Source organism: Edaphovirga cremea (genome assembly GCF_003332275.1).
GTDB classification, from domain to species: Bacteria; Pseudomonadota; Gammaproteobacteria; order Enterobacterales; family Enterobacteriaceae; genus Edaphovirga; species Edaphovirga cremea.
This window is the reverse complement of record NZ_QOVA01000010.1, coordinates 46,643-62,663: the sequence shown is the minus strand read 5'-3', so window position 1 is coordinate 62,663 and position 16,021 is coordinate 46,643. Positions and strand designations below refer to the sequence as shown.

Genomic DNA, 16,021 nt, shown 5'->3' with positions numbered 1-16,021 from the left:
TGTGGATGCGAGTGGTCACTGGAGCGTCAACGTTCCGGTGGTCGATCTGGCGAAACTGGGCGAAGCCAACTACAGCATCACCGCCAGCGGCACCAGTGCGGTGGGCAATAGCGTCAGCAACACCGCCAACCTGTTGGTGGACACCAAACTGCCGTCGGTGAACATCGATCCGCTGACCAGCGACGACGTGTTGAACATCGCCGAAGTCAATGCTGGCCAGACCCTGAGCGGTACGGTGACTGGCGCAGCGGCTGGCGATACCGTCACTGTTGTTCTGGGCGGCCAGATCTACACCACCAGCGTACAGGGCGACCTGACCTGGGCCATTCCAGTGACTTCAACCGATCTGACTGCGCTGGGTAACGGTGCGATTACGGTCAGCGCCAGCGTGACCAACACGCACGGCAACACCGGCACCGGCAATCGCGACTTTGCGATCGACGCCAGCCTGCCGGGCCTGCGTGTGGGTATCGTGGCGGGTGATGACATCGTCAATGCCATTGAGCACAGCGAAAGTGTCATCATCAGTGGAACCAGCAGCGGCATGACGCCGGGCGCAGCCCTGGTAGTGACCGTCAACGGCAAAACCTACAACGCCAGCGTGCTGGCAGACGGTAGCTGGCTGACCAATGTGTCTGCGGCTGACGTCAGCACCTGGCCAGCCGGCCAGGTGAATGTCACCGTCGCGGGCAGCAGTGCCATCGGCAACCCGGTCTCCAGCACCCGCGTGGTGAACGTTGACCTGAACAGCGTGGCGATCGCCATTAATCCGGTTGCCAGCGATAACGTCCTCAATGCGGCAGAGCACAATCAGGCGCTCACCCTGAGTGGCACTACCCTGAACGTTGAACCAGGTCAGATGGTCAATATTGCTTTCGCTGGCCACAACTACAACGCCATCGTGGGTAACGATGGCAAGTGGGCGGTGACGGTACCGGCGGCCGACATGAGGGCCATGACCGACGGCGAGACCAGCGTGCAGGTAAGCGTGATCAATAGGACCGGCAACAGCGCCAGCGCGAGCCAGAATGTCCAGGTGGATGTCACCGCGCCGACCATAACCGTTGACGCGATCGCCAGCGATAACGTCATCAACCAGGCAGAAACGGGTGCAGATCTGGTCATTACCGGCCACAGCAACGCACAAGCGGGCCAGACCCTGACCTTGAACCTGAACGGCACCAATTACAGTACCACCGTGGGGACGGATGGCAGCTGGAGCGTAACAGTTCCGGTTGTCGACCTGAGCGGTTTGACCCATGGTGTCCAGAACGTCAGCGTTAGCGTGAGCGACAAGGCGGGTAACCCGACCAGGGTTGACCACAGCGTGCTGGTTGATCTGGTCGCACCGACGGTGACCATCAACCGGGTAGCCGGTGATGATGTCATCAACCTGGGCGAACATGGTCAGACGCAGATCATCAGCGGCAGTAGCACCGGTGGGGCGACAGGCGACAACGTGACTGTCACCCTTGACGGCAGCAGCTATCTGACCGTTCTGGATGCGAGCGGTAACTGGAGCGTGGGTGTTCCAGCCAGCGTCATCAGCGGCCTGGATGACGGCACGGCGACCGTAACGGTCACCGTCACCGACCGCGCAGGTAACGTGGGTACCGGCACCAGGGATGTGATAGTGGATACCGGCCTGCCGAGCCTTGGCTTCAATGCCATCTCGGTGGATAACGTTCTCAACGCTGTCGAGAAAGGGCAGTCGCTGGCGATTAGCGGCACCAGCAGCGACCTGGCTGACGGCAGCACCCTGACCGTCAATCTGAACGGCAAGAACTACATCACCACCGTGGATGCCAGCGGCAATTGGAGCGTCAGCGTACCGGTGGTGGATCTGTCCAAACTGGCGGACGCCAACTACACCGTGACGGTGAGCGGCACCAGTGCGGTGGGCAATAGCGTCAGCAACACCGCTGACCTGCTGGTGGACACCAAACTGCCGTCGGTGAACATCGATCCACTGACCAGCGACGACGTGCTGAACATCGTCGAAGTCAATGCTGGCCAGACCCTGAGCGGTACGGTGATCGGCGCAGCGGCTGGCGATACCGTCACTGTTGTTCTGGGCGGCCAGATCTACACCACCAGCGTACAGGGCGACCTGACCTGGGCCATTCCAGTGACTTCAACCGATCTGACTGCGCTGGGTAACGGTGCGATTACGGTCAGCGCCAGCGTGACCAACACGCACGGCAACACCGGCACCGGCAATCGCGAATTTGCGATCGACGCCAACCTGCCAGGTCTGCGTGTAAGCACCGTGGCCGGGGATGACATCGTCAACGCCATCGAACACGGCCAGAGCCTGAACATCAGCGGAACCAGCAGCGGCATGACGCCGGGCGCAGCCCTGGTAGTGACCGTCAACGGCAAAACCTACAACGCCAGCGTGCTGGCAGACGGTAGCTGGCTGACCAATGTGTCTGCGGCTGACGTCAGCACCTGGCCAGTCGGCCAGGTGAATGTCACCGTCGCGGGCAGCAGTGCCATCGGCAACCCGGTCTCCAGCACCCGCGTGGTGACGGTCGATCTGAGTGAAGTGGCGGTATCCATTAACCCGGTAGCGAGCGATAACGTGCTCAACGCCGCGGAACACAACCAGGCGCTGACCTTAAGCGGCAGCACCCAAAACGTGGAAGCGGGCAAGGTGGTGAGCGTGGTATTCGCTGGCCACAGCTACAACGCCATCGTGGGTAACGATGGCAAGTGGGCGGTGACGGTACCGGCCGCCGACATGAGGACCATGACCGACGGCGAGACCAGCGTGCAGGTGAGTGTCACCAACGCAGCGGGTAATTCTGCCAGCGCGGCGCAGAACGTATATGTGGACGTCACTGCACCTCTGGTGACTATCGATCCTGTCACCAGCGACAACGTGCTGAATGCGGCGGAGGTGGGCAGCGATCTGCTGCTGAGCGGTACCAGTACGGCGCAAGTGGGCCAGACAGTGACCGTGACCTTTAACGGTCAGCAATACACGGCTACCGTCGGTGCAGATGGCAGTTGGAGCACCACGGTACCGACCGCCGATCTGGCGAGCCTGACAGACCACAACGTCACCGTCAGTGCTACGGTCAGTGATAAAGCGGGCAATACCAGCCAGGCTGCGCGCGACGTACTGGTCGATATCACCGTGCCTACCGTGACCATCTACACTGTGGCGGGCGATAACATCATCAATGCCACCGAGCACGGCGTGGCGCTGATCATCAGCGGCGGCAGCAGCGGTGCGGCGGTGGGCGACAAGGTCATGCTGGTGATCGATGGGCATACCTATACCACGGTGCTGGATGCGTCCGGCAACTGGAGCGTGGGCGTGCCAGCCAGCGTGGTAAGTGGGCTTACCGATGCGAACTACCGTATCGACGTCAGTATCACCGATGCAGCGGGCAACACCGGCAGCGGCCAGCATGATGTGGTGGTCGACACCGCCGCCCCGACGCTGGGCTTCAATACCCTGGCGGTAGACAATGTGCTGAATGCGATAGAGAAGGGCGTAGCCCTGACCGTCAGTGGCAGCGGCAGCAATCTGAGTGACGGGACCATCGTCACGATCACCCTGAACGGCACCTCGTACACTGCGCAGATCAGCGCAGGGGTGTGGAGCCTGCAGGTTCCGGCTGCGGACGTGGCGTTGCTGGGTGAGGCGACCTATATCCTGACGGCGAGTGCCACCAACGGCATCGGCAACAGCGCGAGCAATACCGCGGCGCTGCAAGTGGATACGGCCCTTCCGGTCGTGCTGATTAACCCGGTGACCAGCGACGACGTGCTGAACGCGGCAGAAATCGACAGTGGGCAGACACTGAGCGGTCGTGTGACGGGTGCAGCGGCGGGCGATACTGTCACTGTAATGCTGGGCGGCGTAGCCTATACCACCCAGGTGAATGCCGATCTGAGCTGGAGTGTGAACATTGCGAGGGCAGACCTGACGGCATTGGGCAATGGCGGCTTGACCGTCAGCGCTTCCGTGACCAACGGCCACGGCAACACCGGGCATGGCAGCCGTGATATCCAGATGGATGCCAACCTGCCAGGGCTGCGTATCGATACGGTGGCGGGCGATGACATCATCAACGCCATCGAACACGGTCAGAACCTGATCATCAGCGGTACCAGCAGCGACCTGGAAACGGGCAGCAGTATTCAGGTCACCCTGAATGGTCAAAGCTACGTGGCAACCATCACTGCCAACGGCAGCTGGCGTGCAGCAGTACCGGCCGCGGACGTGGCGGTACTGAACTCCGGGGTGGTGAGTATCACCGCCAGCGGCACCAGTACGGCAGGCAACCCGGTGGGGATCCAGCACAACGTGACGGTTGACCTGAATGCAGTGGCGGTATCCATCGCTGCGGTGACCGGCGACAACGTGATCAATGCGCTGGAGAAAGGCAGCGACCTGCTGTTGAGCGGCAGCAGTCAGAACGTGGAGGCGGGCCAGACGGTGAACGTGCTGTTTGCCGGCCAGAGCTACATTGCCACGGTGCAGGCCAATGGCAGTTGGAGCGTCACGGTACCGTCTGCGGACTTGCGTACCCTGACCGACGGCGACGTGCAGGTACAGATCAGCGTGGTGAACGCGGCCGGTAACGGTGCCAGCGCGGCACAGGGCGTGCATGTGGATCTAAGCGCCCCGGCGCTGACTATCGACAGCGTCACCAGCGACAACGTGCTGAATGCGGCAGAGGTGGGCAGCGATCTGCAACTGAGCGGCACCAGCACGGCGGAAGCAGGCCAGACGGTGACGGTGACCTTTAATGGTCAGCAATACACAGCTACCGTCGGTGCCGACGGCAACTGGAGCACCACGGTACCGGCCGCCGATCTGGCGAGCCTGACGGATGACAACGTTACCGTCAGCGCCAGCGTCAGTGATAATGCGGGCAATACCAGCCAGGCTGTACGTGACGTTCTGGTCGATATCACGATACCGACCGTGACCATCCATACGGTGGCGGGTGACGACATCATCAATGCCACCGAGCACGGTCAGGCGCAGATCATCAGCGGCAGCAGCAGCGGTGCGGCTGCCGGGGATATCCTGACGCTGACCGTAGGTACCCATACTTATACCACCACGGTAGACACTGCGGGTAATTGGAGCATAGGTGTGCCAGCCAGCACGATCAACGACCTGGATAACGGTAACGCATCGCTGACGGCCAGCCTGACCGACGCGGCAGGCAATACCGGCAGCGGCCAACATGTTGTGGTGGTCAATACGACGGCACCACAGCTGAGCATCAATACCCTGGCTCAGGACGACGTGATCAACGCGGTGGAGAAAGGCAGCGATCTGCTGCTGAGCGGCGGCAGTAACCTGGCTAACGGCATCACCGTCACGGTGAGCCTGAATGGCAAGAATTACACCACTGAGGTCAACGGTGGCCTGTGGAACCTGACGGTCCCGGCAGCCGATGTGGCGCAGTTGGGTGAAGCCAGCTACACCGTGACGGCCAAGGCAACGGACGGGTTGGGCAATAGCGGTAGCGTTGACCATCTGGTGTTGGTCGACAGCGCCATCCCGACGGTGTTGATCAATCCGGTGACCAGCGACGACGTGCTGAACGCGGCAGAAATCGACAGTGGGCAGACACTGAGCGGCCGCGTGAGCGGGGCGGCGGCGGGCGATACCGTCACCGTAGTGCTGGGCGGCGTAGCCTACACCACCCAGGTGAATGCCGATCTGAGCTGGAGCGTGAACGTTGCGGCGCAAGACCTGACCGCACTGGGCAATGGCGGTTTGACCGTCAGCGCGTCGGTGACCAACGGCCATGGCAACACCGGGCACGGCAGCCGTGATATCACGGTCGATGCCAACCTGCCGGGGCTGCGTATCGCTACCGTGGCGGGCGATGACATCATCAACGCCATCGAACACGGTCAGAACCTGATCGTCAGCGGCACCAGCAGCGGCCTGGAAGCGGGCAGCAGTATTCTGGTTACCCTTAACGGTATCGACTATACGGCGAGCATCAACGCCGACGGCAGTTGGAGTGCAGCGGTTCCGGCAACGGACGTGGCGGCACTGCATGCCGGGGTGGTGAGCATCACGGCCAGCGGCACCAGTACGGCGGGCAACCCGGTGGGGATCCAGCACAACGTCACGGTCGATCTGAACGTGGTGGCGGTGTCCATCGACGCGGTGACCGGCGACAACGTACTGAACGCGCTGGAGAAAGATAGTGACCTGCTGCTGAGCGGCAGCAGCCAGAGTGTGGAGGAAGGCCAGACGGTGAACGTGCAGTTCGCCGGTCATGGTTACACCGCGACGGTACAGGCCGACGGTAGTTGGAGCGTGACGGTACCGTCAGCGGACCTGCATAACCTGACCGATGGCGATGTGCAGGTGCAGGTCAGCGTGGTGAACGCCGCCGGTAACGGTGCCAGCGCGGCGCAGGGCGTGCATGTGGATCTGAGCGCCCCGGCGCTGACTATCGACAATGTGACCAGCGACAACGTGTTGAATGCGGCGGAGGTGGGCAGCGATCTGCAACTGAGCGGCACCAGCACGGCGGAAGTGGGCCAGATGGTTACCGTGATCTTTAACGGCAACGATTACCTGGCCCAGGTGCAGGCTAACGGCACCTGGAGTGTGATGATACCGGCCGTCGATCTGGTGAGCCTGACGGATAGCAACATCATCGTCAGTGCCAGCGTCAGTGATAAAGCGGGCAATATCAGCAGCGCCGATCGCAACGTTCTGGTGGATGTTACCTTGCCGACCCTCACCATCCATGCGGTAGCGGGTGACAACATCATCAATGCCACCGAACACGGCATGGCACAGATCATCAGCGGCAGCAGCAGCGGTGCGGCGGCGGGCGACAACGTCACGGTGGTGATTGACGGGCACACCTACATTACCGTGCTGGATGCGTCCGGCAACTGGAGCGTGGGCGTCCCAGCCAGCGTGGTGAGCGGGCTGAGTAACAATACTTACCGTATCGATGTCAGTATCACCGATGCAGCGGGCAACACTGGCAGCGCCAGCCATAATGTGGTGGTCAACACCACCGCACCACAGCTGAGCATCAATACCCTGGCTCAGGACGACGTGATTAACGCGGTGGAAAAAGGCAGCGATCTGCTGCTGAGCGGCGGCAGTAACCTGGCTAACGGCATCACCGTCACGGTGAGCCTGAATGGCAAGAATTACACCACCGAGGTCAACGGTGGTCAGTGGAGTCTGACGGTCCCGGCAGCCGATGTGGCGCAGTTGGGTGAAGCCAGCTACACCGTGACGGCCAAGGCGACGGATGGGGTGGGTAATAGCGTCAGCGTTGACCATCTGGTGTTGGTTGACAGCGCCATCCCGGCGGTGTTGATCAATCCGGTGACCAGCGATGACGTGCTGAACGCGGCAGAAATTGACAGCGGGCAGACACTGAGCGGTCGTGTGACGGGTGCGGCGGCGGGCGATACCGTCACCGTAATGCTGGGTGGCATGAGCTATGCCACTCAGGTGAACGGCGATCTGAGCTGGAGCGTGAACGTTTCGGCGCAAGACCTGACCGCACTGGGCAATGGCGGCTTGACCGTCAGCGCTTCCGTGACCAACGGCCACGGCAACACCGGGCACGGTAGCCGTGATATCACGGTCGATGCCAACCTGCCGGGGCTGCGTATCGATACGGTGGCAGGCGATGACATCATCAACGCCATCGAACACGGTCAGAACCTGATCGTCAGCGGTACCAGCAGCAGCCTGGAAGCGGGCAGCAGTATTCTGGTTACCCTTAACGGTATCGACTATACGGCGAGCATCAACGCCGACGGCAGTTGGAGTGCAGCGGTTCCGGCCGCAGACGTGGCGGCACTGCATGCCGGGGCGGTGATTATCACGGCCAGCGGCACCAGTACGGCGGGCAACCCGGTAGGGATCCAACACGGCATTACGGTCGATCTGAACGCAGTGGCAGTGTCTATCAACGCGGTGACCGGCGACAACGTGATCAATGCGCTGGAGAAAGGCAGTGATCTGCTGCTGAGCGGCAGCAGCCAGAATGTGGAGGCGGGCCAGACGGTGAACGTGCAGTTCGCTGGTCACGGCTACACCGCGACGGTGCAGGCCAATGGCAGTTGGAGTGTAACGGTACCGTCTGCGGACCTGCGTACCCTGACCGACGGCGACGTGCAGGTGCAGGTTAGCGTGGTGAACGCCGCCGGTAACGGTGCCAGTGCGGCGCAAGGCGTGCATGTGGATCTGAGCGCTCCGGCGCTGACTATCGACAACATCACCAGCGACAACGTGCTGAATGCGGCGGAGGTAGGCGGCGATCTGCTGCTGAGCGGCACCAGCACGGCGCAAGCGGGCCAGATAGTTACCGTTATGCTGAATGGCATCAGTTATGAGGCGGTTGTAGAGGGTAGCGGCCGTTGGGGCACTACCGTCCCTGCTTTTGACATTGCCCGTCTCGCACAGGGTGATCTTACCGTCAGTGCCAGCGTTAACGATCAGGCCGGTAATACCACGCAGGCTTCGCGTGATGTTCTGGTTGATACTCTGGCACCAAGAGTCACCATTGCGACCATTGCATATGATGACATCATCAATGCGACCGAGCACGGTGTGGCGCAGATCGTCAGTGGCGGCAGTACGAGAACCGTGTTGGGCGATAAAGTCTCTGTGATGATTGACGGCAAGACTTATCTCACCGAGGTGGATGCCAGCGGTAACTGGAGTGTCGGGGTACCGGCTGATGTCATCAACGGCCTGGCAGATAACAGTTATACCGTTACTGCGACCATCACTGACAGTGCTGGTAACGTGGGCAGTACATCACATCAGGTAGTGGTCAATACACAACTGCCGGTGTTGACGATAAATACCCTGGCTCAGGACGACGTGATCAATGCCGTTGAGAAGGGTCAGCCGCTGACCGTTAGCGGTACCAGCACGCAGATTGATGGGGCAATGGTCAGCGTTACACTCAATGGGATCAGCTATCAGGCTGCGGTCATTGGCGGTGTTTGGACATTGAACGTACCTGCCTCGGATGTGGCGAAACTGGGTGAGGCTGTTTATACGCTGACGGCAAACACGACGGACTCCAACGGTAACCACGGCAGCGTGGTTCACAATCTGTTGGTGGATAGCGTGAATCCGTCAGTGGTGATTAATACCGTGACCAGCGACAACATACTGAATGCTCAGGAGGTGGCAATAGCACAAGCCATATCTGGCAGGGTAGTTGGCGCGGCTGCCGGGGATACCGTCACGATAACGGTTGGCAGTAACGCCTACACGGCGCAGGTTGGAAGCGATCTGAGCTGGAGCGTTAACATATCGTCCAGCGATCTGTTACTGCTCGGCAATGGCAGCCAAACCATTACCGCCAGCGTGACCAACGTGCACGGCAACGTGGGCAATAGCAGCCACAGCTTCGTGATAGATGCCAATCTGCCAGGGCTGCGTATTAACACGGTGTCTGGCGATGATGTGATTAACTCACTGGAACACGCTCAACCTTTGGTCGTGACGGGAACCAGCGAAGGTTTCAATCTGGGTGACACCATTAACATCGTTATTAACGGTGTGACTTACCATGCGGCTATCGCGCAGGGCGGCAATTGGTTGGTCCAGATACCGGCGGAAGATGTACAGGACTTCCCTGCGGGTGAACTGAGAGTGGTAGCCGAGGGGACCAATGCCATTGGTAACCAGGTAGCCAACACCCATCTGGCGACGGTCGATCTCAACAGTGTGGCGATCAGCATCAACACGGTGGCAACCGACGATATCATCAACAGAGTCGAAAAAGGGCAGTCCCTGACGCTGACCGGTGAAGTGGCCGGTGTTGAAGTTGGGCAAACTGTGACGCTGAACTTTGGCGGACAAACGTTCATTACCACCGTATTGAGCGGTAACACCTGGAGTTATACGGTCCCTGTTGCTGTGATATCGGCTCTGGGCGAAGGCAGTTTGGCCATCGCGGCCAGCGTAACCAATCAGGCTGGCAATTCCTCAAGCTCGTCCCATGCGGTCATCGTTGACAGCATGCCACCGATCCTCAGCATTAATGCCCTGTCTACTGACAACCGGCTCAATGCGGTTGAGCACGATCAGCCACTGACGATTGCGGGTAACAGCAATGGGTTGGAAAGCGGGCAGAGGGTGACGGTGACGTTAAACGGTAACAGTTACACCGCCACCGTGGGTAACGACGGTAGCTGGGCGCTGACTGTGCCTGCGGTTGATGTGATGGACTTGCCCGAGGGTCCATTGACCGTGGCGGTATCCTCCTCGGATCTCGCGGGCAACCCGGCTGCTGTTCAAAGCAATCTGCTGGTTGATACCCAGTTGCCGACGGTGACTATCGACAACATCACCGCAGATAACATTATCAACGCGGCTGAACATGGTCAGGCACAGGTCATCACTGGTACCAGTGACGCCGTGGGCCAGGTGATTTCAGTCACCGTTGGCGGTGAAACCTACACCACCGAGGTTCGTATTGATAAGACCTGGGTTATCGGGGTGCCTTCCCTGGTAATCAACAGTCTGGGTGAAGGTACCAATACCGTTCATGCCACGGTCAGCGACCTGGCAGGCAATAGCATTGCTCTGGATCATCAGTTCGAGGTTGCGTCAGGCTTGCCTAGCCTGACCATTAATACGGTGGCAATGGATAATATTATCAATAGGCTGGAGCAAGGGCAGCCACTCACCATCAGTGGTACGGCCAGCAGCACCCTTTACAACCAGCAGGTGGAGGTGAGATTCAATGAGCAGTCTTACACCGCCGAGATCGACAGTACTGGTAACTGGAGCGTTATTGTCCCGGCAGACAAACTGGCTGAGCTCAGTGACGGTAGATACCAGATCACGGCCAACGCCAGCGATGACGCACAGAACAGTGCAAATACTGCCAAGCAGATTGCGGTAGACACCCAACCACCAGCGCTGACCGTGAATACCATCGCCGGTGATGACATCATTAACGCCCAGGAACAGGGTGCAGCAGTTGTGCTGTCCGGCACCTACGGTAACGTGGAAAGCGGGCAGACGATTGTGGCCGAGTTGAATGGGAAACAGTACCAGGTTACCACCAACGGTACCGGGGGAGTCTGGAGCATTACCGTCCCGGCGGCGGATGTGCGTGCCCTGGCCGATGGCAACCATAACGTCATCGTCAGCCTGAGTGACGTAGCGAATAATACCGTTACCGTCACCCACCCACTGGGTGTTGATACCATCAGCCCAGTGGTGGTGATCGCTGCGATTACCGGTGATGACATTATCACTTCGGATGAGCAGGACATCGGCATCAGCATTATAGGGACAACCACGGCAGAGGCCGGTCAGATGTTGACCGTGACCTTCAATGGTCGTAACTACGTCACCACGGTGAATGCAGGGGGCACCTGGTCGGTTGATGTGCCACCTTCACACTTCAGTGGAGTTATTGACGGCAACTATAGCGTGTCAGTAGCGGTCAACGATGTGGCGGGCAACGCCGGTTCCGCATCGAAAGAAGTGGCTATCTTCTCCCAACCACCGGCGATCAGTATCGATGTCTTCGCCGGTGACGATAGGGTGAACATCAATGAACACGGGTTGTTGCAATACATTACCGGTACCAGCGACGCCATCGGCCAAACGGTCACGGTCACTTTGAACGGCCATGATTACACCGGGCAGGTAAGCGAACTGGGCAGATGGTCAGTGATGGTCAGCTCTAGCGACATGTTGGCGCTGAGTGAAGGGGCGGCGGTGATTTCGGCGCAAACCACCAACACCCTGGGTAATAGTGCAAGTACTACCCGCAGCATTGAGGTTGACCTGACGGTTCCGGTGGCGACGGTGAGTATTGATGCCATTACCACCGATACCGGCCTGAGCAGCACGGACTTTGTCACTGCGGATAACACCTTCACGCTGTCCGGTCACATCACGGGTGCGCTGGGATCGGGCGAAACGGCACAGATCAGTCTGGATGGTGGCAGTACCTGGCAGGGATTGGTGTTGATCAACGGCCTGTGGTCGTTGGCAAACCAGACGGCCCTGGCTGACGGTAACTATAACTACTTTGTACGAGTGGTCGATCTGGCAGGTAACGCCGGGGTGGTTACACAACAGACCGTGGTGGTGGATACCGCTGAGCCTGAACAGGCGATTACCATTGTCAACTATACCGACAATGTGGGTCTGTATCAGGGGAACTTCACCAGCGGTACGTCAACCGACGATACATCGCCGGTAATAAACGGCACGCTGGGCAGTGCGATCCCTGAGACCTCAATCGTGCGTATCTACAGTGGTGCAACGCTGTTAGGCGTGGCGACGGTGAATGGCACGGCATGGTCGTTTGATCTGCATGACCTGACGGACGGCAGATATAACCTGACGGCAGTGATTACCGATCTGGCGGGGAATGAAGGCACACCATCTTCAACCTTCAGCCTGACGGTAGATACGATTGCACCTGCGCAAACCGCGACCATCAATAGCTTCACCGATAACGTGGGGACTCTACAGGGGACCTACCTTAACGGTGCGGCAACCGATGATACGTTGCCATTGCTTAACGGCTCCCTCAGCGGCGCAATTTTGCCGACGGATACCGTGCGCATCTATCAGGATGAGGTATTTATTGGCAATGCGGTGGTCTCGGGCAGCAACTGGACCTTCCAGGTCCCAACGGCCCTGAGCGACGCAACGACCTATAAATACACGGCAGTCGTGACCGATGTGGCCGGTAACCTGGCAACACCTTCGGCCGAGTTTGCCCTTAGTGTTGACACCACGCCGCCGGATCAGACGGCAACCATCGTCAGTTACTACGATGACGTGATTGAGCAGGTGGGGGAATACGGCAATAACAGCTATACCAACGATATCGCTCCGCTGTTGAAGGGCACGCTGAGTGCGGCTCTGAGAGAGGGGGAAATGCTGCGTATTTACCAGAATGGTGTTCTGGTGGGTAACGCAACCGTTGATGGCGATCTCAATTGGACGCTGCAACTATCCGGTCTGACGGATGCCACCTACACCTACACGGCAGTAGTCTCGGATGCCGTGGGTAACGAGGGCGTGAGATCCTCCGGCTTCGTGATGACCGTCGATACCATTGCACCAACTCAAGGGACGGTGACGGTAAACACCCTGTTGACCGCCGATACTACGCCGACCATTACCGGTACGGTCTTCGGTGTCGCGGACGGTAACCGTCTGCAGGTGAAGGTGAACGGCATTGTTTATAACTATGGTGTGGATGCAGAGCTGACCATTGTTGGGACAGTCTGGTCGCTGAAGATCCCGGATAGTGTGGCGATGAACGTTGACTCGGCACTGAATGCTGTCTATAGCGTTGAAGCGCGCATTGCTGACCAGGCAGGGAACTACTTTACCGATAGTACCAGCAATGAACTGACGGTATATCGTGACACGGCAATTATCCGTTCGCCAAGCTTCGACTACATGGCGGAAACCCAGCCGGTGTTCATCATCCGTGGCCAGCCGGGAACGGGTGAGGTCTTGGTGGTCACCATCAAAGACAGCCTCGGCAACGTGGTGAAGGTGTTCAACAGCAATGATGGTTCGATGACCCAGACCGAAGGCGGTAACTGGTTGGTTAACTCGGCCGGTTGGGGAACCTCTGCGCTGGTGTCGGGGAGTTACAGCATTTCGTCAGCGGTTACCGTGGCGGATGGTAGCGGTGGGCAGTATTCCACTGTGCAAAACTTCACAGTGATTGAACCTGTCACCAAGATAAACGCGGCGAATACCAATGACGACAGTTCATCGCGTGTTTATGCGACGGCAGACGGTGGCTACTGGATGTTCTGGGCCACGGGAACTAGCGCAATAGCGAACAACTATAATCTGCAAGCCCAGCGGTATTCACAAAACGGTACAGCCATAGGCGCAGTGGTGTCGATCGCCTCAGGAACCGGGCAGGCTAACAACGATTACCTGCAGTATATCCGCCTGTATGACGTGTATATGAAAGCAGATGGTTCGTTCAGCGTGTTCTACTCGGCAGACAACAATGCAACGAGACCTTATCTGCAGAATTATGACGCAAATGGTACTAAGGTAGGGACGAGTGTTGCGCTCAGCAATAGCCAGACCTACGAATTAACGCCGAGTTACGTAAACATGGCGGACGGCAGTTATGTGCTGTTGTACTCGTCCGGTACGGTTTATAACTACAACGTCTATTCCATCCGATATAACGCAGCCGGGGTCGCGCTGGACTCTGCATCGGTAGCGCTTACTACCGGGGGCAGCCTGAACAATGGTTTCTCTTATACTCTGGCGGCTAACCAAGGGACCCCGACAGGTGGGACTACAGGGACCACCACCCAAGGGATGTCTGGTGTGGATGTGGGTGATGGCAAATACGCCATGATTTACATGAGCAGCAAGTCAGGATCGATCAAGACTGATCTCTATATGAAGGTCTTCGATTTCACCACCGGTCAAGAAATCGCTGGCAGTGAAATACGGGTCAACACCCAGACCACAGGCTACCAGATCGGTTCCAATACGGTCGCGCTGAAAAGCGGTGGTTTTATTACGGTTTGGGCTTCCAATGCCGCCTCGGCGACAGGCACTTCCGCTGGAAGCATGGATGGCTTTGATGTTTATGCCCGCCGTTTCACCTGGGATGCCACACAGCAGAAAATGGTGGCGCTCGACGCTGCCGATGTGTTGGTCAACACCACCACCAACGGGGTCAACGGTGTGGCGTTTGACCGTCTGAGCGTCAACATGGGCGTGGCTGCGTTGGAGCAAGGTGGTTACGTGGTGGTGTGGAGTAAGTTTACCTCAACCAGCAAGTCCGAGGTTTACGCCCAGTCCTTTGATGCCGCAGGTAACAAACTCGGGGGGGAAACGCTGATCTCTACCAACAGCGCCAACCTCGACACGCAACCTTCGGTGACGGCATTGCTCGACGGCGGATATGTGGTTTCCTGGGATCACATGACGACCACTGGAGCCTACTGGGGGACGTTGAAGAATGATGTGTACAGCATCATTGTCAACGCCGACGGGACGATTCGTGGTAAAGGCGACAACACGGCCTATGCCACCACCGCCAGCTATCTGGATGCAATATCCGGTACGCTGAACGGCGATGCGGCGGTGAACACGCTGGATGGTCGCCACGGTGCTCAGGTGATGAATGCGGGGGCAGGCAATGACTACATTCTGATCGGCAACACCGGGTTCAGCTCAGTCGACGGTGGCAGTGGTTTCGACACGCTGGTTTGGGACTCCGCCGCTAATTTGAACTTCAGTGAGGTCAGCGGCAAGGTTACGGGCATTGAGGCCATCCACCTGGGTGACAACTACGCCAACACCTTGACGCTGTCTCTGGCAGATGTACTTGCCACATCCGACACCACCGATGTTCTGGTGGTGCAGGGCGGGAGTACAGATGCAGTCACGCTGACGGATGGTGGCTGGAGTGTGGTGGGTAACCAGATCTGGCGTGGTGATACTTATCAGGTCCTGGAAAACCTGCATGACAGTAACGCCTCGCTGTGGGTCCAACAGGGTATCAGTGTCAACCAAGGGGCAGCTATACAGGGGGTTAGCATGCTGCTGCAAGGCAGTACCGATACCGATGTCATTACCATGGACCCGGCATATGAGACCTTGAATATTGGTAACGGTGGGCATGACACGCTGTTGTACAAACTGCTTAACAGCGAAAGTGCCACGGGGGGCAATACAGAAACGATGGTCAACGGTTTCACCGTCGGCAGTTTCGAAAATACCCAGGACACCGATCGTATCGATATCAGTGAGTTGTTACAGGGCAGTGGGTATACCGGCACCGCCTCGGCAAGTTACGCCAATGATGTCGCCACACTGGATGATAGCGCTGGGAACATCGGTGATTACATCAACGTGGTAACCAACGGCAGCGACACCGTACTGCAAATCGATCGTGACGGCAGTGGCAGCAGTTACGCGATGACCACCGTGGTAACGCTGAGTGGGGTGCAAACCGACCTGGCAACGTTGCTGGCTAACCATCAATTGACTGTGATTTAA

1 protein-coding gene (only partly in view) is annotated in these 16,021 nt (G+C 58.5%); it reads left to right on the top strand.

The genetic code is table 11. From position 1 onward, the window contains the following. A protein-coding gene (locus DRI82_RS14815; RefSeq protein WP_170138716.1) for an Ig-like domain-containing protein crosses the window boundary here: on the top strand, positions 1-16,021 show its 3' end. It extends 17,939 nt beyond the left edge of the window; the window shows 16,021 of its 33,960 coding nt (coding positions 17,940-33,960); the start codon falls outside the window, past its left edge; it ends in the stop codon at positions 16,019-16,021.